21 protein-coding genes are annotated in these 22,855 nt (G+C 50.9%); 9 read left to right on the top strand and 12 right to left on the bottom strand.

The genetic code is table 11. The annotated features are described in order from the left end of the window. Nucleotides 1–14: 14 nt before the first annotated feature. Both H6750_00205 and H6750_00200 read right to left on the bottom strand, forming a co-directional pair. Complete coding sequence (locus H6750_00205; GenBank protein ID MCB9772732.1) at nucleotides 15–1,622, bottom strand: DEAD/DEAH box helicase family protein; 1,608 nt, start codon at nucleotides 1,620–1,622, stop codon at nucleotides 15–17. 2 nt (nucleotides 1,623–1,624) lie between these two features. Further along, nucleotides 1,625–1,849: a hypothetical protein gene (locus H6750_00200; protein MCB9772731.1), complete on the bottom strand. Its 225-nt coding sequence runs from the start codon at nucleotides 1,847–1,849 to the stop codon at nucleotides 1,625–1,627. 942 nt (nucleotides 1,850–2,791) lie between these two features. On the opposite strand from H6750_00200, the gene H6750_00195 reads away from it, so the two are divergent. The 6 genes from H6750_00195 (at nucleotide 2,792) to H6750_00170 (ending at nucleotide 11,750) form a co-directional block, all read left to right on the top strand. Beyond that, nucleotides 2,792–2,959, top strand: coding sequence for a hypothetical protein (locus H6750_00195; GenBank protein ID MCB9772730.1), 168 nt, complete (start codon nucleotides 2,792–2,794; stop codon nucleotides 2,957–2,959). A gap of 238 nt (nucleotides 2,960–3,197) precedes the next feature. After that, nucleotides 3,198–4,676 carry a tetratricopeptide repeat protein gene (locus tag H6750_00190; protein ID MCB9772729.1) on the top strand — a complete coding sequence of 493 codons (1,479 nt, stop codon included), beginning with the start codon at nucleotides 3,198–3,200 and terminating at the stop codon, nucleotides 4,674–4,676. Between the two features lie 1,135 nt (nucleotides 4,677–5,811). Beyond that, nucleotides 5,812–5,985 (top strand): hypothetical protein, encoded by a 174-nt coding sequence (locus H6750_00185; protein ID MCB9772728.1) that lies wholly within the window; start codon nucleotides 5,812–5,814, stop codon nucleotides 5,983–5,985. Continuing rightward, on the top strand, nucleotides 5,982–8,858 hold the full coding sequence (locus H6750_00180; protein ID MCB9772727.1) for a PAS domain S-box protein: 2,877 nt from the start codon (nucleotides 5,982–5,984) through the stop codon (nucleotides 8,856–8,858). Before H6750_00185 ends, H6750_00180 begins: the two co-directional genes overlap by 4 nt. A gap of 320 nt (nucleotides 8,859–9,178) precedes the next feature. Continuing rightward, complete coding sequence (locus H6750_00175; protein ID MCB9772726.1) at nucleotides 9,179–10,444, top strand: alpha/beta fold hydrolase; 1,266 nt, start codon at nucleotides 9,179–9,181, stop codon at nucleotides 10,442–10,444. A gap of 73 nt (nucleotides 10,445–10,517) precedes the next feature. Then, complete coding sequence (locus tag H6750_00170) at nucleotides 10,518–11,750, top strand: anion transporter (protein MCB9772725.1); 1,233 nt, start codon at nucleotides 10,518–10,520, stop codon at nucleotides 11,748–11,750. A gap of 77 nt (nucleotides 11,751–11,827) precedes the next feature. On the opposite strand, the gene H6750_00165 is transcribed toward H6750_00170, so the two are convergent. From H6750_00165 to H6750_00130, 8 genes are all read right to left on the bottom strand, one after another. Further along, nucleotides 11,828–12,178 (bottom strand): cytochrome c, encoded by a 351-nt coding sequence (locus H6750_00165; protein ID MCB9772724.1) that lies wholly within the window; start codon nucleotides 12,176–12,178, stop codon nucleotides 11,828–11,830. Nucleotides 12,179–12,337: 159 nt separating this feature from the next. Next, nucleotides 12,338–12,778 carry an IPT/TIG domain-containing protein gene (locus H6750_00160; GenBank protein MCB9772723.1) on the bottom strand — a complete coding sequence of 147 codons (441 nt, stop codon included), beginning with the start codon at nucleotides 12,776–12,778 and terminating at the stop codon, nucleotides 12,338–12,340. A gap of 132 nt (nucleotides 12,779–12,910) precedes the next feature. Continuing rightward, on the bottom strand, nucleotides 12,911–13,276 hold the full coding sequence (locus tag H6750_00155) for a cytochrome c (protein MCB9772722.1): 366 nt from the start codon (nucleotides 13,274–13,276) through the stop codon (nucleotides 12,911–12,913). 70 nt (nucleotides 13,277–13,346) lie between these two features. Continuing rightward, entirely contained in the window at nucleotides 13,347–13,952 is a 606-nt protein-coding gene (locus tag H6750_00150) for a hypothetical protein (GenBank protein ID MCB9772721.1), read from the bottom strand. A gap of 461 nt (nucleotides 13,953–14,413) precedes the next feature. Further along, nucleotides 14,414–14,602 (bottom strand): hypothetical protein, encoded by a 189-nt coding sequence (locus tag H6750_00145; protein MCB9772720.1) that lies wholly within the window; start codon nucleotides 14,600–14,602, stop codon nucleotides 14,414–14,416. A 440-nt stretch (nucleotides 14,603–15,042) separates the two neighbouring features. After that, nucleotides 15,043–15,369 carry a hypothetical protein gene (locus tag H6750_00140; protein ID MCB9772719.1) on the bottom strand — a complete coding sequence of 109 codons (327 nt, stop codon included), beginning with the start codon at nucleotides 15,367–15,369 and terminating at the stop codon, nucleotides 15,043–15,045. Then, nucleotides 15,362–16,321 carry a J domain-containing protein gene (locus H6750_00135; protein MCB9772718.1) on the bottom strand — a complete coding sequence of 320 codons (960 nt, stop codon included), beginning with the start codon at nucleotides 16,319–16,321 and terminating at the stop codon, nucleotides 15,362–15,364. Before H6750_00135 ends, H6750_00140 begins: the two co-directional genes overlap by 8 nt. 442 nt (nucleotides 16,322–16,763) lie before the next feature. Then, a complete protein-coding gene (locus tag H6750_00130) occupies nucleotides 16,764–18,302 on the bottom strand; it encodes a DegQ family serine endoprotease (GenBank protein MCB9772717.1) in 1,539 nt (512 codons plus the stop codon). A gap of 815 nt (nucleotides 18,303–19,117) precedes the next feature. Between H6750_00130 and H6750_00125 the strand changes: the two genes are divergently transcribed. Further along, the gene (locus H6750_00125) at nucleotides 19,118–19,564 is read left to right on the top strand and encodes a hypothetical protein (GenBank protein MCB9772716.1); all 447 of its coding nucleotides are present in this window, start codon (nucleotides 19,118–19,120) and stop codon (nucleotides 19,562–19,564) included. Nucleotides 19,565–20,360: 796 nt separating this feature from the next. Here the strand turns inward: H6750_00125 and H6750_00120 are convergent. Beyond that, nucleotides 20,361–20,819, bottom strand: a complete 459-nt coding sequence (locus H6750_00120; GenBank protein MCB9772715.1) for a hypothetical protein — start codon at nucleotides 20,817–20,819, stop codon at nucleotides 20,361–20,363. Between the two features lie 434 nt (nucleotides 20,820–21,253). Continuing rightward, entirely contained in the window at nucleotides 21,254–21,790 is a 537-nt protein-coding gene (locus tag H6750_00115; GenBank protein MCB9772714.1) for an Hsp20/alpha crystallin family protein, read from the bottom strand. Nucleotides 21,791–22,136: 346 nt separating this feature from the next. Between H6750_00115 and H6750_00110 the strand changes: the two genes are divergently transcribed. Together H6750_00110 and H6750_00105 are read left to right on the top strand one after the other, a co-directional pair. Continuing rightward, on the top strand, nucleotides 22,137–22,304 hold the full coding sequence (locus tag H6750_00110; GenBank protein MCB9772713.1) for a hypothetical protein: 168 nt from the start codon (nucleotides 22,137–22,139) through the stop codon (nucleotides 22,302–22,304). A gap of 97 nt (nucleotides 22,305–22,401) precedes the next feature. Beyond that, on the top strand, nucleotides 22,402–22,722 hold the full coding sequence (locus tag H6750_00105; protein MCB9772712.1) for a hypothetical protein: 321 nt from the start codon (nucleotides 22,402–22,404) through the stop codon (nucleotides 22,720–22,722). Nucleotides 22,723–22,855 lie beyond the last annotated feature (133 nt).

Genomic DNA, 22,855 nt, shown 5'->3' with positions numbered 1-22,855 from the left:
TGGTAAAAATGACCTCAGAGCGGATAGATCTTATGGACCCATTGCATGACTTTATGGAGTTCAGATTCGGTCATGGCGGCGCGGGATTTCCGAAATTTCGAATAGACCGCCCGATTGACCGTACCATGTGACAGTTTCCGTGATTGCTCGTGCGCGCGGACATGCTGTTCGATTGTTTTTCGCAATCGATCTAATCGTTCTTTTGGGGTCTCCTGGGGGATTTCTGTTTGGCCCTGTGTCGCCAGGTTCGCCCATAACCCTTGATTGCGCATTTCAAGGACGCCGGACCGCAGGGGTTGGATGCTTGATTCCGCCCGATCCGTCGGGAGGAGGCCCTGTGCATCGGGGTATGCCCCTTCTCCGAGGATCTGTGTTGATGAAGGACTGTTGGCGATTGCGGTTGTGCGTTGGGACAGAATGTATCCCAGACATTCCCGGAATGGCCGGTCGTCCGGAGCGTAAATATAGGCCCGTTGCTCGGCATAAGGTCCCGCCAGCGGATCCATGCGTGTGGCTCGATGAACGACCTGTTCGATCCATGGCTTGGTCCTGATATGGGTCAAGCAGATAAGATGGGTAATGGCCGGCACATCCAGGCCTTCATAGGCCATGGCCACCGTAATCAGGCAGTCCACGGCTCCGCTACCCTGTCGTTTAAACGCTTTGATGGCTTGATAGGCTGCCGTGGAATCCTCACTCGTGGCAATTTTGGCCGGCACGCCCCGTTCCTGGAGCCAGGCCGTATACTTTTGCGCCTGCTCAATGTTTGCGGCCACTACCAACAACTTCGATCGGGAATGGGTGGTGCGATGTACCTGCCAATCCTTCACGCCCGTGCTCAAGAGTTCCAGTGCTGCTTCCGTCTTCAGCGCCGTCAGGAGTGCCGCCGCCGTCTGTTTCCCCGCATGTGCCAGGCTTTCGACATGGTGCTCGGTTCCCTGAGCGTCCAACCAGGTTGCCTGACAGTTCGCGTAATGGACGGTCAAATCAATGCAGGCATGTTCGCGCAGAGCATCGGCTAAGGTGTAGTGGATGACGGCCCGGGATTCCGTGCTGTCCCAGTCAAGCCGGTTTCCCCGGTCGGAGGTTGAATAGGGCAGAAAGGCTATCGGTGTGCCTTCACCACGTTCGAAGGTCCCACTCATCAACACACGCAGAACCGCCCGGTCATAGAGTGGCTGAATGGCCTCATGCCACAGTCCACCCTCTTCGAGATGATGCGGTTCATCCAGAACAAGGATATACCGCTTGCGGCGAAATTCTTTGGCGTTGATCTTGCGGGTATCGGCGGCCAGGGCCTGATAGGTTGTGACATAGGCCGCACATCCTCTTGTTGGATGTTCCTGATTGGTGGTCATCATGGCTTCCAGCCGGTGGCCTAGAAGAGCCCGGTGGCTGGGATCCTGGAAGCCTCGCGCACCCTGATCCTGTAAGACACTGCGTGGGACAATCCAGCACAGGGCGTCGGCAATGGCTGGAATCAAGCGGGAGGCCAGTATCTGAGGCAGCAGGCTTTTGCCGCCACCGGGTGTAACCGCACAGACAATGTCTGTCAGGCCTCGCCCGCCTAGAATTTGGTCGCAGATGTCCGCTAATTCCTTCTGGTGCCGCCGTAGCTCCATACTTATCCCTCGGCCATCTCCAGTGGAGTCCTGGGATGCTCAGGGATTCGACGGGCTTTGCCCTTTTGGGATGGAGAAACGGGGGATTGCGAGCGATTTCTCGCGCTAACGGGATCCTCAATATTTCCGCATTGGAGGCAACGGTCCATGAGGACTAATTGACTGCTGCCCTCTCTATCATAAACGGACTCTTTCACAATCAGTCCACCACATCGCTTGCAGGCCATAGAGAACTTCCTTTCTTCAATAAGACATTTGTTGTGACAGGGTGGTGTCTCATGCTGTTCGAGTCCTTCCCTGAGATCTTTCCTGATCTGTTGTCGGGCATTACCGAAGCCTGAACTCCGAAATCCCCCTTATTGAGAAATAGGCGACCGATACACAAGTGACAAAGGTGTACCGGAAGGTTTCTTGTTCGCCATTCCTCTGTGAACCATTGAGAAAATTGCACTTGATGATTGTGGAATGCACATGGAGAGCGTAGCGGTTTTCCCTCTCTTAGGGATTTACCTGTTGATGGCATGGACCTGGAAACACCGGGTCCATGCCACGCTCTTTGCCGGCATGTGGCCATACGCATAAAGGCCACCGTAGGGGAATTACCTGATCTGTACCAATTTCTGCCTTTGTCTTTCGTGCATATCGCTGAATAAGTGAGAATTTTGCCAAACAGGGACCACTTCAGAATGGATAGACATACCCAAAATGTCGACAATTTGCAATCGAATAATGACGCGCTGCCTTAAAAATTGAGCGATCCTGAGGATCGCAATCCCAATTGACATTCCGCAGAAGGACTGAGATGTCTTTCGAACGTGAGGAAAGGATTGTAAACCCATCATCTGCAGGAGGCCAAGGTCCCTTGGAATTTTGCCCGCCCTCCATCCCGTAGAAGGGCTAGAGGTGTTAAAGGCTCGTTAAGCATTGCCAGAAGGTTCGATCATGCGGTAGGCTCCCCCTCCCTGTTACGGATCAGCGTCCGCTCCCCTCGTCATTGCGAGATGCACGCCCTCCCTGACATTCATGCCAATTTCATGAAGATGGTCTAAGGCCACTCTTGGCCATGACACACTGAAATCGTTGGCGCCGTATCTGTGTCTTCGGGGCGTGTCTTGTGCGCTCTGTGTCTTGAGATTCTTTGAGAAGATTGCCATTTAAGGAGAAGAGCGATGCCAAAAGCGAAACGAGAAAAGAATTGTTATGTGTGTGAGCATGCGGATTTAATTCGCATGAGTTTTATGACCTGCCGGCAATGCGGCCGTCATTTTTGTAGCCGCCATGGTGACCCAAAATTGGATGAATGTACCAATTGTCTTGAGGGCGATGAGGAAACCTAGGGCCGGCTCACTAACTATGAGTCAATGCCGAATCTCATCGTCATATCATCCCTCATGATGAAAACTCCGGGGGCATGCGCCCTGGCACGGAATGCCTCGTCTGTGATCTAAGTTTCTCTTGCAAGTGTTCAAAATTTTGCGCGTTTCCCCGGTGTCCTCGTGGTGGCGAGGCACCCCCTGGCATAGATCATCCGGTTGATTTACAATAAAACTCGCTCACAGTTGGGAGGACGCCGTGATGGTCGCTCCCGTGTCTGTTCCCCAAGGCGGTGTGGCGGGTGGCCGCTTATTTGCGGTAGGGGGATTTCCTATAGCCCGCGTGCCCATTCCGGTTCTTTCTTTACCCCTAATTTTAGTTTTTCCCTGTTTCTGCTTTGCTTCTCGGACGGTTCTTCTCACAATTCTCAGACTCGGTCTTCTGTTAAGTGTGGGACAGGTTTTCCTGTCGTTGCCCGGCAATCTCCATGCGGCAGAACCCTTTCCGAATCTTTCGCAGGCTCATTTTGAGCACGGGCAACACCTGCTGAACCGCGGAAATCTGGATGAGGCCCTTTCGGCCTTTCAGTCCGCCATTACCCTGGACCCTGAAAATGCCGACGCACACTATAACGCAGGATATGTGCTGGGACGAAAAGGCGACACGGAAAGTGCCATTCATGCCTACCGTGAGGCGGTCCGGTTATTTCCGGACGACTCCCGTTTTGCTGAAGTCTATGTCAATCTGGCCTATGCGCTTGAGCAGGCTGGTGATCTTGATCAGGCCATTTTCGCTTGGCGCTCCGCGTTGCGATTAAATCCGGCACAGGTCCCTGCCAGACGCAATCTTGAATTGGCCCTCAGGCACAAACAACAGATTGATCGCGTCGTGGAGAGGTGGGAGGAGACGGCCAGGTTGCATCCAGACGAAGCGCTGATTCATGCCAGCCTTGGGACTGCGTTGGGTCAATCGGGGGATGTCGAGGGTGAAATTCAGGCATGGCGGGAAGCGATTCGTCTCCAACCCGATCAGACCATGGCCTATGTGGGTCTCGGTATCGCGCTGGGGCAGAAAGAAGATCTGACTGGAGAGATTGCCGTCTATCAGGAAGCGATCCGGCGACAGCCCGATAATCCGGATGTCGCCCCGGCGTATTTTAATCTGGCCTATGCCCTTGGGAAAACGGGGCGATTCGAAGAGGCTGGCAGCGCCTGGCGGAAGGCCATTCAACTCAGGCACGGGGCCGAGGTGCATGGCCGGTTGGAGTGGTTGATCGGCAAGCGGGACTTGGTCGATCACATGATTTCCGCCTGGGAGCACGTGATCCGTCAGCACCCCGACGATGCCGGAGCATGGATGCGCCTAGGACTTGCTCTCGGTCAGAAGGACGACCGGGAAGGGGAATTAACGGCCTATCGCCATGCCATTGGTTTGCAGCCCTCTGGATCTATCCTTGGGGAGGCCTATGGTTATTTGGGTGATGCGTTGACCCGAAGCGGGGCGTGGCAGGAAGCAATCGAAGTCTACCAGACACTTGTCGACCTTCGTCCCGATGATTCTCGTGCGAACCAGGGCTTGAGTGTTGCTCACCGGCAGTTGGGTCTGGCCCTCCTCAAGCAAGGGGATTTGGACCGGGCCATTCAAGAACTAAGATTGACCATACAGCTCAACCCGAACGATGAACAGGCAAAGGTCGCGCTCACCGATGCCTTAGACAGGAAGGAAGTTCAGCAAAACTGAGTTATGTCTCCGTGACCGCCCTCAATGACATAAAAATTCGAGCTTTCACCTCACCTCTTAGTTCAATCCTATTTCCTGGCATATTTTGTGTGGCGGGAGCGTTGAAAAAATTTATCCAGCGGCGTTCACTGGCTTCATCAGATTGCCTACCCGTTGGCAGGTTGTCCGTGTGTCATGTTCGCCTACTCACCTGGACGCTCCCTGTGGCAAAAATGGTTATCTCTACCGGACGTCGAACAATATGCGGGCTTGTTGGGCAAACCCTTTTGCCCCCTCATTGCGCTTTTATGGCCGGGCTTAAAACTGATGGAAATTTGCATAATTCAATTGTTTCACACTCAAGTCGTTTCCTGACTCACTCCCTTGATCTGTCTTTTTCTCTCAGTTAGAGAAGGTGAAGTGGACAGCGTTTCTAGGAAGGTTCCTATCGCATGGTCATTTCTCTTTATGGGTCTGTTGAAAAAAGCCGCCAGCGGCGTTCTCGCCATTTTTCCGTGCTCACGTACTACGTGTACGCTCCGCGCGTAAAAACGGCTGCGGCCTTGCTGGACGGACCCTTCGGGAAGACTCAGGGCATGCTTTTTTGAACCGACCCGGAGCCTTTGAAGAGTAATCTAATCCTGGGCAAATTTTCCCTTGAAAATCTTTTTTATTCAACACTCCCTTTATCTGTAATCGTAAACGCAAGGGTAGTCCGAATACGCATGGCGATAGTGAGGAGACCGCAAAGAGTCGATCAATATTCGCATGAGGAGAAGTGTTGGGGGAGCGGTGTTTTTCTTGATGAATGCTGTGTGGATTTGATTTCGGTCGGAAGAGATATTCAAATTTCACAAGCACATCCCCTTCCTGGTTAACGGCAGTCTGGTCTTTGTGAACGGTCGCCACCAGAGTTCCCCTACCGGATTCTTCATTGATTCGGCTGGCCCCCATGAGCCCTGCTATCTGGCCCTCGTCATGTGGAATATTCAAAATATTCGAGAATTGTGTTTGGTACGTGAAGATCTTACAATGGACGTGTATCCCCTTTGAAATTTTCATAAGCTGCTTTCCATCTCCACGCTATGTGCACAAAAGTCTATATCGTGAAAGGATCGCTTCAGAATATGATCTGGTTCATATAGGAAGCGAACCCATGGATTCTACTCGATTGGATTCCATATCACTTCAAGCCACCCAGCATCTCCCTTCTTTTTTCCTGTATCCATTGAACCGTCGGTTGTATCTTCACGGACTTTTTGCCTATGAAAAGCCTGTCGCCCATCTACTCCTTTTGGTAAACGATCGGAAAGAACTCTTTTGCCTATGAGTGAAGAACATTTCCGCAATATATTTGAGGGTGTCGGGGTTTCCATCTGGGAGGAAGATTTTTCAGAGGTCAAAGCTTTGATCGATTCACTCGCTACAGATGGTGTGCAAAATTTTCGACGCTATTGCATGGAGCATCCTGATGTGGTGGAACGGGCTGTGGGACTGGTGAAAGTTCGTGATGTGAACCCTTCCACGGTTAAGATGTTTGGCGCGGCAACACGTTCGGAACTATTGAAATCGCTTCACAAAATTTTTCTGCCGGAAACCCGCGCGGTGTTTCTAGAGGCATTGGTAACCCTTGCTGAACGTCAACGGTTTTTCGAATCAGAAATGATCCTGAAAACTCTTCGAGGTGACCGTCTCCATGTTTTGTTCACCATCAGCTTTCCTTCCCCCGATCAGGCCTTTGATCGGATAGTGGTGACCCTGGTGGACGTTACCAAGCGGAAACGGGCTGAAGAGGCCTTGCGCGAAAGCGAGGAACGTTACCGCTCACTAACGGCGGCGATTACGTCTATTGTCTGGACCACCGATGCTAAAGGCCGGTTTATGGTACCCCAACCGGGATGGTCCTCTTATACCGGCCAGTCCTGGGAGCAATCGCGTGATTTCGGCTGGATTGAGGCCATTCATCCTGATGACCGGGAAACCATTCAACGGACCTGGAATGCGGCGTGCGTGTCTGAAACGCTCTATGAATCTTCAGGGCGGCTGTGGCATGCCCAAAGTAATGATTACCGCCATTTCGAAGCGCGAGGTGTACCGATCCGGAATGTGGATGGTGTGGTGCGGGAATGGATTGGTAAATACCTTGACGTGGAAGATCGAACGCAGGCCGAAAAAGCCTTGCAGGAGAGCGAACAACGATTCAATAAATTCATGCACCATTTGCCCGGTCTGGCCTGGATCAAAGATCTGGGGGGGCGGTACGTTTACGTTAATGAGGCCGCCGGGTTGGTATTTCAGACTTCACGTGAGGAGGTCCTTGGCAAACGCGATGAGGACATATTCCCGGCGGCGGTAGTAGACCAATTCAGGGAGAACGATCGACAGGCGTTGATGAGTCAAGCCGGAGTCCAGGTGATTGAGACCCTCAAACATCAGGATGGCGTGCTCCATCATTCGATCGTGAGCAAATTTCCCATACTGGGGCCCGATGGCCGGCCGGTCCTGATCGGCGGCATGGCTATTGACATGACTGCGCGGAAGCAGGCTGAGCAGTTGCTCCTGGAAAGCGAGGCTGAGGCGCGCCGGCTTCTCGCGCTGAATCAGACCATCATGATGAATATGGGGGAGGGTCTGTACACCATCGACTCGCAGGGTCTGGTCTCCTATATGAACCCGGAGGCGGAACGATTACTGGGATGGAAATCCGAAGAATTGCTTGGTCGCTCAATGCATCAGGTGGCGCATTACAAACATCCGGACGGGTCACCATTTCCCTTAGAAGAATGTCCAGGCTTTCAAGTCTTCCACAACGGTAAGGTTTTGAGAAACTTTGAGGATACCTTTATCAGGAAAGACGGGAGTTTCTTTCCGGTTTCCTATTCCTCTTCACCCCTGCGAGACCATAATGGCCAAATTGTGGGTGTGGTCATCGTCTTTCAAGATATTACCGAGCGCAAGCAGGCTGAGGCGGAACTGCGCCGTTGGAAGGATGAATTGGAAGTCCGTGTGCAAACCCGAACCGGAGAGTTGCTGTCTTCGAAGAATCGCCTCCGTTCATTGGCCTCCCAACTCAGTTTGACCGAAGAGCACCAGCGTCGAAAGTTGGCGAGTGATTTGCACGATTATCTCGTGCAATTGCTGGTGGTGGGAAGAATGAAATTATATGAATTGAAGAAGAATGTGCCGCTCTCTCCGGAGGCGGAGGGGTTGATGAGGGAATTGGAGGACGTCCTGCAGCAGGCGTTGACGTATTCGCGTACGACCATCGCCGAACTGAGTCCCCCCGCCTTGCATGAAGCCGGGTTGGCAGTGTCATTGAAGTGGCTGGCCGAGAGGATGGAAAAACATGGTCTACGGGTGGAGGTTCATACCGGTGCCTATCACCCTGCTCATCTTTCCGAAGATCGGGTGATCCTCTTGTTTCAGTCGGTCCGCGAATTATTATTTAACGTGCTCAAACACGCCGGCGTGAATGAGGCGACTGTTCGGATGTCTTCGGGACAGCGCGGCGAGGTGTGCATTGCGGTGGAGGATCGCGGAAAGGGGCTGCATGGTGATGCGTTGGTGCAAGCCATGGAGCCCGGTCATCTGGGTTTGTTTGCGGTCCAGGAGCGGATGGAGGCGATGGGTGGGCGGGTGGAACTTACTTCGGCCCCAGAGATTGGCACACATGTGAGGTTAGTGTTGCCGATTGAGGAGTCCATCCCACCAGAGGTTGGCAAGAAACAGGTTCCCCATGGATGCTTTGAACAGGCAACCCGGGAGGGAACGCCCGGGGTGAATGTACAACCCGAAGAGGCAACGAACACCGGACAAACCTCAACCCTTTCGCGGATTCGTGTCATGTTAGTTGACGATCATGCGACGCTTCGAAAGGGCTTGAAGAAATTGCTGGCACGATATCAGAATTTAGAGATAGTGGGAGATGCCAAAGACGGTGAAGAAGCTTTGATGTTGGTGCCTCAGTTAAAGCCGGACGTCGTGGTCATGGATAACAATATGCCAAAACTCAACGGCATTGAAGCTACCAGGTACATTTGTCGTGAATGGCCGGCTATTAAAGTCATTGGTTTGTCCATGCTCGATGAAAAGGAGATTCGGGCGGCGATGCTCGACGCCGGCGCGGTCGAGTGTCTTCAGAAAAATGGGACCGATAAAGAACTCTATCAGGCCATCTGTGCTCTTTTTCTTGAGCGGTCATGACTTTTTATGTAAGCATCGGTCAGGTGAAGGGTCATTGATCCATACCCTTGCACCACTGTGGTCGTGGAGATTTTTCTTTCTGACCGATTGCTTTCAATCCACTCTCAGTATTCATCTTCGAGATATCCTTATTTTTATTCCTGTCTATGGCCGGTTATTTACCTTTTCCCCTCCATTTCACCTGGCTACCCTGGGGGCTCATTTTCCGGCTTTCTTCAGTATGGGGCAAATGAGAAGAATAAGAAGTGAAGAGGACCATCTTGTATTTCTTCGTTGGTAGGGATGAAATGCGGGTTTGCACAAGACGTATGGGAAATTTCATGAACTTCGTGAATGGTCTGCCCGTATTGATGGTGTTCCTTATGGTGTCAGGCTGTAGTCAGAAAACGATTTCCTCACACGAGCATTCCCGGACATTCGATTCGGCGATCATCGTCGTCCCTGGGTATTACGGCACGCGTTTGGTTCGCGAGTCTGATGGCAGTCTGGTGTTTATTTCTCTCAACCAGTTGCTGTTCGGCACGCAGGCATTGACTATTCCCGTGCCCGGCCTAGGTTTTGAAGAAACGACTGCCTTGAAACCCGACGCCATTCTTGATGCGGTCCGTGTCGTTCCGCTCCTCTACTCCGTCGATGTCTATGGTTCATTGCTGGAACGGCTGCGGAGCTCCAACAATACAAGCCGGGACGTGATTCCGTTTACCTATGATTGGCGGGGGGATCTCATGGATGCTGTTCACAGCTTGGACGCCCTCATCCGCAGGCTTCGGGACCAAGAGAAAAAGGATATTTCTGTTGTTGCGCATAGTATGGGCGGTTTGATCGTCAGCTACTATTTACGGTATGGCACCCAGGATCTCGATACGGCGGTGGAGACCTGGGAGGGAGCAGGGAAAATCAGCCGCGTGGTGATGGCCGGCGTCCCATTCCTTGGAGCCATGAGTTCGTTTCGAAACATGAACTATGGGGCGATCTTTGGTTGGAACTCCTCTTTGCTCAGCTATGAGGCTTACGCGTCTTTCCCCGCCAGTTACTATCTCCTGCCGGTTGCCGAATCTGATCAATTGCTCACACCGGAACTGAAGCCCTTATACGGTGTGATCAGAAATACCGGACAGTGGCGACAGTCCAAATGGGGACTGCTCAAGCATATACAAACCTTATCCAAAGACATCGTTGATCGGCGTGCCGCCTACCTGTCCTTTTGGCTTCGTCGATCGGAACAGTTTTTAGAACGACTTCATGCACCTCTCTCTCTGCCAAGCCCCTATCAACCCTCCCTTTTGTACCTGTATGCGAAAGGCACATCGACCTTGGCCAAAGGGGTGTGGACGGGAAACCCTGGAAAGTCCTCTGATTCCTTGTTGTTTGAGGATCCAGACCCCTTAGCCGCAGGTCCTGAAGGGCATCATCCTACTGTCTATGCGGATGGAGATGGAACAGTCACGGTGTCATCCGCTTGGCTTCCGGAAGCCTATCGTCAGAGCTTTCACTCCATCTTACGGGACTATGAGGTTGGACATACTGAATTGGTCACGACCCCGGATATCCAAGGCGATATCATAAAATTTCTCGATAGACGGTAGGACACCATGGCAATCCTAGTCACTTCTTATTTGACTGCGCGTTACATGAACTTGTCTTGACGACCTCTTCCACATGAATCTTTCCCTGCTCATTCTGCTGGGTGTGTATCTGGTCATTGCATGCCGGAAAATCGGTGGCATCTCTGTAAAGATCTGGCACGCCATGACTGCCGGTGCCGTATTGGTTCTGATAACCGGCCAGATTTCCCCCCTTTCGGCCTTACAGGCCATCAATCTGGATGTGATGGTGTTTTTGTTCGGGATGTTTGTGGTTGGGGAGGCATTGATTCTTAGCGGCTACCTTTCCTCGCTTGCCTATGGGATTTTGCATCGGGTGAAATCAGTTGACGGGGTGGTCCTGATGATCCTATTCGGGGCAGGACTTGCTTCGGCGGTATTGATGAACGACACGTTGGCTATCGTCGGGACGCCTTTAGTCCTGCGGTTAGCCCGTGAACATCGCATCGAACCCTGCTTACTCCTGATGACGTTAGCCGTGGCCGTGACGACCGGGAGCCTGTTGAGCCCCATTGGGAACCCTCAAAATCTTTTGATTGCGATTGACGGGCCGGTTCCTTCTCCTTTTCTGACCTTTCTTCAGGCCCTGGCACTCCCCACTTTACTCAATCTGGTACTGACATATCTGGTCTTACGGGTCATGTGGCCGAAGGCGTTTCACGCCTCCGCTCTCGTGCATAGCGTCGTGGCCGTAAGCGATCCTGCTCTGGCACGGTTGGCCCGTCTGGCACTGTTTCTGATAATCGGCCTGATTGCGGTGAAAATTGCGTGTGTGTCTCTGGCTGTGCCGCTGGAGTTTCCGCTGAGCTTTCTGGCTATGGCTGCCGCGTTGCCGCTGCTGGTGTGTAGTCGACGGCGTCTGGAATTGCTGCGGCAGGTGGATTGGTCCACATTGCTCTTTTTTGCCGCCATGTTCGTCTTAATGGCGAGTGTCTGGCAGACGGGAGTTTTCCAGGAGTGGACCGCGCACCTGCAGATGGACTTCACCTCCCTGCCTTCCATTCTTGGTCTCAGTATCATTCTGAGCCAACTGATTTCGAATGTTCCGTTGGTGGCCTTATATCTGCCTCTGGTGTCCGAAGCCGGTGGTTCCCTCATGGGCCTTCTGGCTTTGGCTGTCGGAAGTACGATTGCGGGTAATCTGATGATTCTTGCTGCGGCCAGTAATGTGATAATTATCCAGCGGGCGGAGCAGGAAGGTTACACCTTGAGTTTCAGGACTTTTACTTGGATCGGAATGCCGTTGACGATTCTCCAAACGCTGGTCTACGCCGCGTATCTTGAATAGGATATGTCTCAGGTGAGTGTTGCGGAATGCTTCATCATCCGCTTCATGCCTGACCGCGATGCTGTGTGGCAAGAGGCTTACGGTGAGAGTGCACGGATGTAATGCACCAGGTCCAGGACCTGTTCATCGGTGAAGGTGTCCGCCCAGCCATGCATTTCGCCTCCCCCTTTTTTGATTATGGAAAAGAGTTGCTGGTCGGTTTTGGTCTGTGTCATCTGCGAGGTCAAATTGGCAGGATCCTGTTCCAGGAAAGGACGAAGGACTCCTCTCCCATCTCTCTGAGGACCATGGCAATCTTGACAATATTGTTGAAAGAGCGCTTTGCCGGGTTGGACCTGCTCTTCCATGGCTAAAGCCGGGAGGAAGGGTATCAGGCTGATGATGGTCGAGACGATGATCGCTCTCACAGATGAGTGCAAAGGTTTCATTTGAATAACAATCAAAATAAATGATTCAGAGCCCCATATCTTCAAAAACCTTCGGGGTCAATCCATCGTCACCCCGGTGGGGTCCATCCCAATTGGCATCTCCTGTTCAACTGGGAACCCGTTTGCTCCGGGGCAACCCCATTCTGCCGCGTTTAGGTTTTATTCCTTTTTCTTGATGAGCACTGCGGACCGTACTGAACCGCCACCAGTCTCGACATTCACAAAAATTATTCCTGTGGAAAGGTTGTCAGGCGCCGTTGCTTCTATTCTCTCATTCCCCTTGAGGGTGAAATCCTTCGCATTTTCATACCCGAACGTGACCGAATGCAGACATTCCTTTTTTTGCCCAAAATCTTCTCCAATGATGGTCACTTTAGCGCCTGGTTGAAACTCATCGGGCTCAATTTTTGTAATTTTTGGCCGGCGGCTTGGGTCGCAAACCGGATCCGCCTTGATTGTTTCCTCACTTGAGACCGAAGGTGATTCGGTGGTGGCCATTTGGGAGGGATGGCCTGATTGGGCTTTTGCCTCGGTCATCCAGAGGTTGTCGAATCCGGCAAGGGATCCCATCACGATCAAGAGTAGAATTGTAAGTCTCATAGGAATTCCTCTCTGGTATAAAAGTGAGAAACAAGTCATACCTACTTTAATGATGTTCTATTTAACCCTGAGTGAATCCCCTAAAGCTAGCCCTTTCTTCCAGATTCATGGCAGTCTTTTCCCTACCTAATTTTATGGCACCGAAGGTTCAAAAGGCGCTATTCGTCTAATGTAGGCGGTGACTGCGCGAATTTCTTCGACACTGAGTTTGTTCCACCACCCGTGCATAGGACTGAAGGCCAGTCCCCAGATGATTGCTGAACGGAGGTCCGTCTCTGATTTGGCCCTGGATTCCGTGCGTTGAAAATTGGCGGGGGGGACGACGAGCGCGGCAGCGTCCGGTCCATCGCCTTTTCCCTGAATACCGTGGCACCTCAGGCAGTGGTCCTGATACACAACCTCGCCTTGCATAGGATCGACCTGCGGTTCCTGGCCTATAGTGGTTAAGGGCCATCCGATTAGCAGTGTCAGACTCCAAACCATGATGCGCGATTTCATGAGATGTTTCTCCTTGTGAGTGTCCATAAGGCATAATCGGATGAGGCCCGGGATGCGAAGGCGATCCGTCTTAGTTTTGAGTTTGTGATGTTTTGGATTTTTGGCGCGAACGTACCGAGCCTTTGGGGCCTTGCCATTCGACTCTCGCTAATTTGTCTTTATGTGACCATTGGTAGGCGATCTTTCCTTTGAACGCCCGATCGAGATGTTTCCCCAGGCGTTGTGCAAAGTGCTCCGTCGTTGTTTCGATATCCGCTCCGTCAGGACGTGTGCGAATGGCCATGATCCGTTCCAGAGGATTGTTGCGACTGGCCTGACTTTCCTCGTTATGAATGAGACCTAAAACTTCAGCTTTGTGTGTGCTCCAGTCCGGCCAGTGAATGGTCAGGTAGCCTTCCGCATAGCCGTCTCGTAATTTCCGGCAGGCAGGGCAGACAAAGCTTTGTGGAACCATGACCTGCCTGGTTGGTTTTTGGGGAGCAGCACCGGTGGATTTGGACGAACGAGGCGAGGACGTTCCGGGAAGGCTCCAACGTTTTCGGTGATACACGGCCTGACATTCCGGACACTGAAGGATTCCCTTGGGGGCCGATTTCATTGAATAGGGATCATCCCCTGTCAGTTCTTTCTTTTTGTAGGATGTGGAATAACCTTGCCGTTTTGAAATTGCCATCATGAGTGCCTCGCTTTTCATAGTGAATACATTACTGGTGTAACGCCAATTTTAAGTAAGTCCAAGATTCATGCCGCCGTGTGTAATCGAATTTTTCTGTATAAGAAAGAACGAAAATGTCACCCACAAAAATTTTTTTTGATGTCGTTGGCAATGTATTGAAGAAAAAGGCATATTGAAAATGCCCCATCCTGCCACAGGCCGAAGGGGTTCATCCGTCCCACTTTGCCCCAATCTACAGAGTGGGGGAGTGATAATTGTTCAACCGATGTCGGTTGAGCTGGGAAGGATAATTGACACGTCAGGCAATTTGACAATGGCGGGATATGGCCTACCGTCGACATTAATTGCAAACTTCAGAACGTTAAGGATGTCAAGATTTGGGGTAAGAGCTATATTGTCTGGACTTCGTGGAGAGCGATGCCGATATACGAGTTGTCTTGCTTGGGGATAAAGGCACAATATTATTGGATCAATGTCTCATTCACGGTTAAAAAAAGTCGATGAATCAGTTCGCCGGATAGGGACCCGACGGCTGTTGCCACCAGCGCTGACAACAGGATGCCCATGAAAATGATGAAGAGAAACCTCATGAAGCGCCCCTTATTCTGATGATTGCCGTAACCTACAGGCTGATTGGTGAATGATCTCATTGGCTTTTCCATCATTTTCTGGAGTGCCAACCAGGTGAAATCCAAATGATTTCCGATTCAATGGAGCGCCGTAGTGACTGAAGTTTATAGCCGGGGTGAGACTGGCATGAACATGCCTCAAAAGATGGGGAATTAATGGCTCGTGTGTGCTGGCTAAGGAGTCCGGGGAAGTTCCGGGATTGAGGGGGAGCCAAACCGGATGGAGGTTTGAGACATTCCAGATAGAACTGACAGAGAGGAGAAGTAGAAAGCGGATTTGCTTTTCGGGATGGTTTCTTAGATTGGCCAAACCGGCAGGCGGGGCAATCGCTCTGTGTTCATTTTCGACATCTACAAAGGGAGGGGGGAAGACTGATCGTTTTCTGGTCGGCGGTTATGGTGGGAGGTCTTGGTCTGTCGATCTTAAGGGTTGTTCTTAAGAACTAAGGCATCGCTGGAGTCTACTGGTTGGAAAGATTGTGAATCTGTTGTTCCAGTTCCTCGATGCGGTCCAACAATTCCAAAGCCACGCTGACTCCCGGCCAATTAATTCCTAAATCTCGATGTAACCGGAGCCCGCGGCTTAAGCGATCAATGGCGTCTTCGGGAAACAAGACCGTCCCCTCCGGGTCCGGTTCCGGTGGTTGAATGATTTCCCATTGCAAGCAGACCTCCAGCATGTCTTCGCCGATCCCTAGTCGGGCACAGACTTCTTCCCGGCGAATTCTTCCGAAGGAAATGATTTCCGCGGTCACCTGTTCTAATGATGGTTCTGAATTGTCATTCATTGGCGGCCTCACGAAGAAGGGTTGAACGGGGATCAGGGTGATCGAACTTAGCTAATTGCTCATAGAGTTGTTGTTCCTCGGAAGAAGGAGCCTCAGGGGTAACGATGTCCAGAATCACAAATTGATCTCCATGTCCTCCTGTTCGTTTGGGCAGGCCCTTGCCCTTTAAACGCATTCGCTGTTGGGACTGGCTCCCGGCGGGAATTTTCAAACGAACCGTTCCCGATAACGTGGGCACTGGAATGTCGGTGCCCAATACGGCCTCCCACGGCCAAAGGGGAAGGGTGACTACAATATCTGAATCTTTGCGTTGAAACACGGGATGAGGGGCAATTTGTACATGAAAAAATAAATCCCCTGGTGGTCCTCCTCCGCGACCGGGCGCGCCTTTTCCTTTCACCCGAAGTCGTTCGCCATCTCGAACGCCGGCTGGAATGCGAACTTCGATTGAGCGAGGCGTTCCACCGGCATCAGAAAGATTTAAGGCGCGGCGCGTGCCGGTGAAGGCTTCCCGGAGTGAGATCGGCAGATTGGCTTCCAGGTCGGCCCCCGCCATCGCGAAGCCACGAAAACCGGCCCCTTCCCGTTGAGCCCCCTGCCGGAACATGCTCTCAAAAATATCACTGAAATCGGCGCCTCCCTGGGTAAACCCGCCAGGCCCTCCCCCCGGATACGCTCCGCCCCCCTGTTGGCGGGCCCGTTCATAGGCCTCGGCTTCTTTCCAGTTCATGCCGTATTGATCGTACTTTTTTCTTTTTTCCTCATCCCCAAGGACTTCGTAGGCTTCGTTTAGCTCTTTGAATTTCCTTTCCATTTCCGTCTTTTTTTCGCCAGGATGTAAATCCGGATGATATTGACGTGCCAGTCGACGATAAGCTTTTTTGAGCTCCTTGGCGTCAACGGTTTTTTTGACTCCCAGTATGTCGTAAAGATCGCGTTGTGCGGATGCCATAGATAAAAATCCTTGACTAAATTAAGAAAGGGCTCGGCTCATGGAGAAGGACAAGATGTAAAGCTAGCGTGTTTCCCTAAAAGAATACAAGAGCCCAGGATAAGGCCGTGAAAGCCTCTTTGAGAAAATTTCGTAGCGGAGTACCTATGAGCCGGGGACTCGTATCATCGTTTGTAGCGGACGAAGGAGGATTAGTACGCTTCATGTGTATCAGCCTTGGATATCACAATCCGGTTCAGAGCCTGTATAAGTCCTTTCTTTTCGACCAAATGGCGGGATCTCACCTCCTTTTGTAGCCATAAACAATGAAATTCAATTCGAACTTTTTCTTATGGACCGAAATTTCATGCCAAAATTTTTGGTGGCTCAGTTTTTCAGTGTGGGGGGCACTCAAGGGGTGCCCCCCATTTCGCAGGATCCAGAAACCTTCATCCATTCAACATTAGGGGGTAATGGAGAAAAAGATCGTGCTCCGTCCGCGTTGGAGAAGCAGCAAGACTCTTTCTTTGGATCCGATTTTCCCTGTTAACCGTTGAAAGTCCTCCACGTTATTGACGGCTTCACGGTTAATTTCGAGAATAATGTCGCCCTCTCTTATGCCGGCCCGGAAAGCGGCGCTCTCGGGATCAACCTTTATCACTTTCATGCCCTTTTCCCCTAGGGGCATGGATTCCGCGGTGATCCCCGATAAGGCATGATGTCCTCTCAATTCTCCCGTCGAGGCGAGTGCCCTGACATCTTTAGGCATTTCCGAAAGGGTCACTTGGAATTCACGGGGGGTTCCATTCCGGAGGACATGTAAGGTTACGGGGGAATCGGGCACACTTTCCGCCACCAAAGATCGGAGATGCCGGGTGTCGGCCACGGTCTGCGAATCATATTTTCGAATGATATCGCCGCGTTGGATACCGGCCTTTTTTGCAGGGCTGTCTTCCATCACTTCGCTGACCAAGGCACCCTGCGTATCAGGATTATCAAATTGGGCTTGGAGATCCGGCGTGATATCCTGAATCGAAACGCCCAGCCATCCTCTGACCACCTTCCCATGCTGAATGAGACTGGCCTGAATGGACTTGGCCATGTTGCTGGGAATGGCAAAGCCAATGCCCATATATCCCCCGGAGCGGCTGAAAATGGCCGTATTGATCCCGATCAACTCTCCCTGGAGGTTCACTAAGGCCCCACCCGAATTGCCGGGATTGATTGCCGCATCGGTCTGAATGAAGTCTTCATAATCGACAATCCCCACATTGGCCCGACCCACCGCACTGACAATTCCCATGGTGACGGTCTGGCTTAGCCCGAAGGGATTGCCAACGGCCATCACAATTTCACCGACCTGTAATTGATGGGAATCTCCCCATGGCAAGACAGGCAGATCCTTGGCCTCTATTTTGAGTAGAGCCAGATCTGTTTTGGGATCAGCCCCTATGACCTTGGCTGAAAAAGTCCGTTTGTCGGATAACAGCACTTGAATGGTATCACTGTTTTCAATCACATGATTATTGGTGATGATATGCCCATCGTCACTCACAATGACTCCCGAGCCTCCGCCTTCCTGACGAGGGGATGGAGGAGGTTCGAAACGCCGCTCAAATTCATCCCCGAAAAATCGACGGAAAAAGGGATCATCAAAAAAGGGTGATCGCAATGTTTCCGGGGTTTTGGCCGTGCCGGTTGTGGAAATATTGACCACAGCGGGACGCGCCAGCTTGGCTACCTGAATAAGTGCGGTGCTCTGAGCCTGGGCGTCTTGTTGCCCCAATGGGAGCGCCCCGGTCACCAAGGGTTGTGGCGAGGAATCCGAAAAAGACGTGTCGCCAACCTTCAATTGTGGTGAGAGGCCTGGCAGGAGACTTGAGTCCCCGGCGATTCCCAGGCCCAAATATATACCAGCGATCAGCAGGGCCATGCCAATGAACATGAAGGTGACCACGCGTCGTCCATTCCATCTATGACTTGTTTGGGATTGACTCATCATTGGACCTCACGAAGTAGATTCGATTTTGGGAAAAGCACTCTCATCCAAGCAGTCTTGTTTCCCATCAATAACGACAAAGCCTTAAAGCTTCCGAAAATATTTAAAAGCTTGTATCTGTTTCCTGGATAGTTCATTCAAAAAATCCAATGAACCATTTCAGAATCAGCGCATTGATAAATACGATCACTCCAATACACCCAAAGATAAGCAATTCGAACATGGGGCACCTCCTGTCATTTCCCGTGTAGGGGGTCGAGTCAATAGGATGTCGGATGCCGCGCTGTTGAACCGGAGTAACGCTCCTGCCTGTTTGTGAAATAAGACCAAACAATTCTGGAGTCAAGAGACGGACGTTATGGAAATCCCGTTACCCGGTAACGTTCATGATTCGATATCGGGCTTCAAGGATAATTGAACGAAGAGTGTATTCGGGGATTTTCGAAATGACTCATTTAGGAGGGATGATTTATGAAGATGGGCCGTTTTAATTCATCAAAACCAGGAAGTCACGGAAAGCATATTATTCATGGGGAATTTATGCAATTCTCATATACGGATCTCCGATTTGGGGGATAAATGAAATGACTTGCCTTTATAGAAAGCATGATTATTCAAATAGTTGAAGCCATCATATAATTGATCATTGGCGGCTTTTTACCAATTCACACTCACGTAACTCCAAGAATGGAAAGGGGAACTTCTAAGGTCAAAAGTATATCCTGAAATAGGAGTCCATGTGGGGCTATTTGCGTTGAATCGGCAGTGGGAAGGGGGTTGAGTGTTACATTTGGGAAATTGAAACGGTGTTTAACGTTATGGACAACGTTTGGTCGCGTTTTCAATACGGCAGGAAATACAAAAGCTGGCGCTGGATGAACCTTATTCCCCATGGGACTATTCTGGTGGCCACGCCTTTTATCTATGCGATGATCATCCCTTTGTGGGTTCTCGATCTCTGTGTGGAAGTGTATCAGCGGGTGGTTTTCCCTTTACTGGGACTCCCGCTCCTATCAGGTCGAGAGTATATCCGGCTGGACCGGCATCGTCTTCCCTATCTGAATCCGTTTCAGAAAGCCGGTTGTCTCTATTGTGGATACGCCAATGGATTACTCCAATACGCTTCTCGAATTGCAGCCGAAACAGAAAAAGTGTTCTGTCCCATCCAACACCAAAGCGGCGGGAAGTTTCATCCACCGGCTCATCACATTGATTTTGCTCCGTATGGAGATGCTAAGAAATTCCAAAGAAAAATGGGTATCTAACGGACATGCCATGCGTGCATTCCCATTTGATGTAATTACCTGAGTCCGGTCAGGGAAAACCCCACATGCTCTTTTGCTTGTGCTCCGGCTTCTTTGTACCTTCTATACTTTCTCAGGAAGATTTTGAGGAAATATGTGGATTAACGCGAATTGGTTGGGAAAATTGGAGGGATCGATGCCACTGGCTATATGTGGCTACGAGAAAGCCTACGCATTAATTCTGGATTGGAGGTGTGAGATTGACTGGACAACTCTTGAGTCAGTGATAGTAAACAGATGGATTGGCTTAATTATCACCACCTGCTTTATTTTTAAGAGGTGGCTCGAAAGGGGAGCATTACACGTTATTCCTCGCGCTTTCAGATCTCGCCAAACAAAGAACCGCTAGATTGGCTGGAAAATAAGGGAATCATGGGAAGGGCCGGACCAGTCATATAAAATTTTTCTCATGGAGATGACGTGATTTCCCTTGCCCAAGAGAAACGCTCCGTTCACAACACGAGGCCCGGCTCGATCCCCCATCCGGCTACGCCACTTTTTCCCTGGGACGGAGGAACCCCGGCTCGTGGTCTGTATCCTCCTTTAAGGAAGCCCAAATTGCGGATCCATATCATCAACATGGGCCACAGCCTAGCGATGCGTGCTTCTCCTCGCAAGCTCATCCTCCTTTCAATTTCGAGATGATTTCAACTGCTCCTGATAGGTTCCCCGTCCTAACAACCCAGTTACAGTACTCAGTACGACGAACCATTTTTTCTTACAACCCATTCAGACACTCCACTTCATCACGATTTATTTAAGATGGACTCTCACTGTGCGAGCGTGAGCGAGAAGTGCCATGCAAAGAAGTGGTCGTATCTTCTGAATTAGAAGCACGGTCTTGAGGCTTTTCTTCAAGAGCCGTCAACCGTGAGGCCTCATCACGATGCCAGGCTACTTGGTCCTGGAGGGTACTTACCTTTTGTAAAGTTGTCCCAATAATCATTTTTAGACCATCCCGGTAAAATCCCTTGGTGTCCAGGTATGGCTTTTTCTCGTACTTGGCGACTTTTTGATTCAATCCTCTCACCTTGGCCGCCAAGTCTGTGGCCTCTTGTTCGAGTTTGTCGGCCTGGGTGAGGTGGAACTCAGCCGTATGGCTTCCCCACTCTACTGGGGCAACCTGAAGCGAAGGCTTTGTGCTACCAGCAAACGTGTATCCCCCCGCTCCAACCATGAAGATCAGTGCTGCGAATAACATCATGATGTTCTTCATCGTTTGACCTCCTTTCCTTGAGGTGAGGATCTGAATGTTCAACTTCATTTGTCATGACGTGTTGTCGTGAATGATTCGGCGAAGCTTTTATCAGCCCTTCATATCTAAAAGATAAGCCCTGAGAAGCATAGAGGCAAATCGAAAAAAATTATAAATAGAATCGAAAAAATCAATACATGCTTCTTCACCATGGCCGTTTAAATCCTACCGGAAAATGCGGAAAAACTCTTTCTCAAATTACGGAAAAAGGAGACAATTACATGTCAGGTAACACTGAACCATCTCGAGTGGGGCCTACATCTCAAGAGGGTGGCATGCCGTAGTGCCCGTTGATGCCGGAGGAGGAGTGATCAGGAGAAATCATGTTTGCGATGTCCGGCAGCTGGCGTTTTCTGCCAGCCGCCGGGTCACAAACCGAACTAAGGTGAAAAGCCTTACGTGATAGCAATTTTTCGTACAGCCGGTTTTGCGGCGGGATCTTTCCCTATAGTGATGGTCAAGACGCCATTTTTAAATTTTGCTTCGATGGTGTTTTCATCCGCATCCGTTGGGAGAGACAGTATGCGTTGAAAGGACCCGTACGAACGTTCGACTCGATGATAGTGTTTATGTTTATCTTCCTGCTCGGTTCGTTTTTCGCCCTGAATCATCAAGGTCCCGTCCGCAAGCGTCATTTGAATATCTTTTTCAGCAACGCCTGGCACCTCCACGGTAATGGTGTACTGCTTCTTGTCTTCACTGATATCGACGTGCGGCAGAATGAAGCCTCCCCACGAACTTCCGGTTTCCCTTCCTTCCGCCCATAGAGGGAATCCCTGGAAGGCGCTGTCAAACAGTTGGTCCAGGTCACGATGGAACCGAGCCAGTGGATGGTCGCTCGATCTGGATACGTTCTGACTTCGTGCTGGTTGAGATTGTTCTTCTTCTTTTTTGAACCAATTCCAGGGGGTAAGTAGATTTTTGAGTTCCATAATGTGTGTTCTCCTTTCGTCTGAATAATTTAAAGAAGAAGGTTTTTCATGCCTGGTGTCCCGGAAATCCCACTCAGGTAAAAGCAACCAGCCATGACTTCTTTGCTCAGGAGCATCAACTTCCGCTGTTTAAATATCTTGTATCTATAATAGAGCTAATTCAGGTTTCGACAAAGTCAAGCCACCTGAGGGGGTGGAAGCAGGGCAGCCGCAATACCAAGCCGGTTGCAAACCCAGACTAGACGATTTTCCTGTCTCTTGACTTTTTTGGGCAGGAGATTATTTTGAAGGCTAAAAATATCAATCAGGAATGTTTGGAGAGTGAGGTTGAGAGGAGGTGAGTGTTATGGGTGGTATTATTGAAGGCGTGATTGCCATCATGGGACTAACGGCGGGTGTAATGATCGCCCTCACGGCTTTGTTGGTTGGAAATGCTCCAAGCTCATCAGAGCTGAGTGGGTCTTCCCAGAACTCCCGTACCATTCTCCCCAGTGATGGGCGGGTTGCTGCCTAATGTAGAGATTCTCAGGCCTGCGTCATAGCAGGCCTGTAATGATTTCCTTTTTTTCGCTCCTGTTCCTGCTTCGGCCAAGAGAGAAAGGAGGATGTCAATGATGAAACGATGTCTCGTTGTGGCAACAGTCTTTATAAGTCTGGCGTTGATGGGGTCACTGGCGTTTGGGAATCCCGGCCTACTCCCAAAGCATCCGGGCTATCCCATGGGTCATTTCAAAGACCCCGTCTTAGGTATGCCGACGGCGAATGACCCGGGAGAGAGCCCACCATCACAGGAAGAGTCATTGAAACGAGCCGCAGCGTTTCATGATGCTCATGCCATCAACCCCATGAATGAGATTCGACCCAATGTCGTTCATAACGAGCAGAGGGCTGTCCCTATGGGATCGGGTAATAACGATAAGAGCAAAAAGTGAATGGCGATATGACGATTATCCATGTCACCGGCAATCCGGAGCCAGGAACAGGGGTATTGAAAGAGGGGATCAAATGATCCCCTCTTTTTTATGCAGGATGGTCGAAAGCGACGAGAAGCTGAAAGATTTCCCT

This window comes from Nitrospiraceae bacterium, from assembly GCA_020632595.1.
GTDB lineage: Bacteria > Nitrospirota > Nitrospiria > Nitrospirales > UBA8639 > Nitrospira_E.
This window is presented reverse-complemented; position numbering and strand designations above follow the sequence as displayed.

What these genes read in the sequence shown, in the direction of transcription:
- H6750_00190 (MCB9772729.1), top strand. Translation starts at nt 3,198, where the DNA reads ATGGTCGCTCCCGTGTCTGTTCCCCAAGGCGGTGTGGCGGGTGGCCGC.
- H6750_00165 (MCB9772724.1), bottom strand. Translation starts at nt 12,178, where the DNA reads ATGAAACCTTTGCACTCATCTGTGAGAGCGATCATCGTCTCGACCATC.
- H6750_00155 (MCB9772722.1), bottom strand. Translation starts at nt 13,276, where the DNA reads ATGAAATCGCGCATCATGGTTTGGAGTCTGACACTGCTAATCGGATGG.
- H6750_00145 (MCB9772720.1), bottom strand. Translation starts at nt 14,602, where the DNA reads ATGAGATCATTCACCAATCAGCCTGTAGGTTACGGCAATCATCAGAAT.
- H6750_00135 (MCB9772718.1), bottom strand. Translation starts at nt 16,321, where the DNA reads ATGGCATCCGCACAACGCGATCTTTACGACATACTGGGAGTCAAAAAA.
- H6750_00150 (MCB9772721.1), bottom strand. Translation starts at nt 13,952, where the DNA reads ATGATGGCAATTTCAAAACGGCAAGGTTATTCCACATCCTACAAAAAG.
- H6750_00200 (MCB9772731.1), bottom strand. Translation starts at nt 1,849, where the DNA reads ATGGCCTGCAAGCGATGTGGTGGACTGATTGTGAAAGAGTCCGTTTAT.
- H6750_00175 (MCB9772726.1), top strand. Translation starts at nt 9,179, where the DNA reads ATGAACTTCGTGAATGGTCTGCCCGTATTGATGGTGTTCCTTATGGTG.
- H6750_00180 (MCB9772727.1), top strand. Translation starts at nt 5,982, where the DNA reads ATGAGTGAAGAACATTTCCGCAATATATTTGAGGGTGTCGGGGTTTCC.
- H6750_00125 (MCB9772716.1), top strand. Translation starts at nt 19,118, where the DNA reads ATGGACAACGTTTGGTCGCGTTTTCAATACGGCAGGAAATACAAAAGC.
- H6750_00120 (MCB9772715.1), bottom strand. Translation starts at nt 20,819, where the DNA reads ATGAAGAACATCATGATGTTATTCGCAGCACTGATCTTCATGGTTGGA.
- H6750_00205 (MCB9772732.1), bottom strand. Translation starts at nt 1,622, where the DNA reads ATGGAGCTACGGCGGCACCAGAAGGAATTAGCGGACATCTGCGACCAA.
- H6750_00160 (MCB9772723.1), bottom strand. Translation starts at nt 12,778, where the DNA reads ATGAGACTTACAATTCTACTCTTGATCGTGATGGGATCCCTTGCCGGA.
- H6750_00195 (MCB9772730.1), top strand. Translation starts at nt 2,792, where the DNA reads ATGCCAAAAGCGAAACGAGAAAAGAATTGTTATGTGTGTGAGCATGCG.
- H6750_00170 (MCB9772725.1), top strand. Translation starts at nt 10,518, where the DNA reads ATGAATCTTTCCCTGCTCATTCTGCTGGGTGTGTATCTGGTCATTGCA.
- H6750_00115 (MCB9772714.1), bottom strand. Translation starts at nt 21,790, where the DNA reads ATGGAACTCAAAAATCTACTTACCCCCTGGAATTGGTTCAAAAAAGAA.
- H6750_00105 (MCB9772712.1), top strand. Translation starts at nt 22,402, where the DNA reads ATGATGAAACGATGTCTCGTTGTGGCAACAGTCTTTATAAGTCTGGCG.
- H6750_00185 (MCB9772728.1), top strand. Translation starts at nt 5,812, where the DNA reads ATGGATTCTACTCGATTGGATTCCATATCACTTCAAGCCACCCAGCAT.
- H6750_00110 (MCB9772713.1), top strand. Translation starts at nt 22,137, where the DNA reads ATGGGTGGTATTATTGAAGGCGTGATTGCCATCATGGGACTAACGGCG.
- H6750_00140 (MCB9772719.1), bottom strand. Translation starts at nt 15,369, where the DNA reads ATGAATGACAATTCAGAACCATCATTAGAACAGGTGACCGCGGAAATC.
- H6750_00130 (MCB9772717.1), bottom strand. Translation starts at nt 18,302, where the DNA reads ATGATGAGTCAATCCCAAACAAGTCATAGATGGAATGGACGACGCGTG.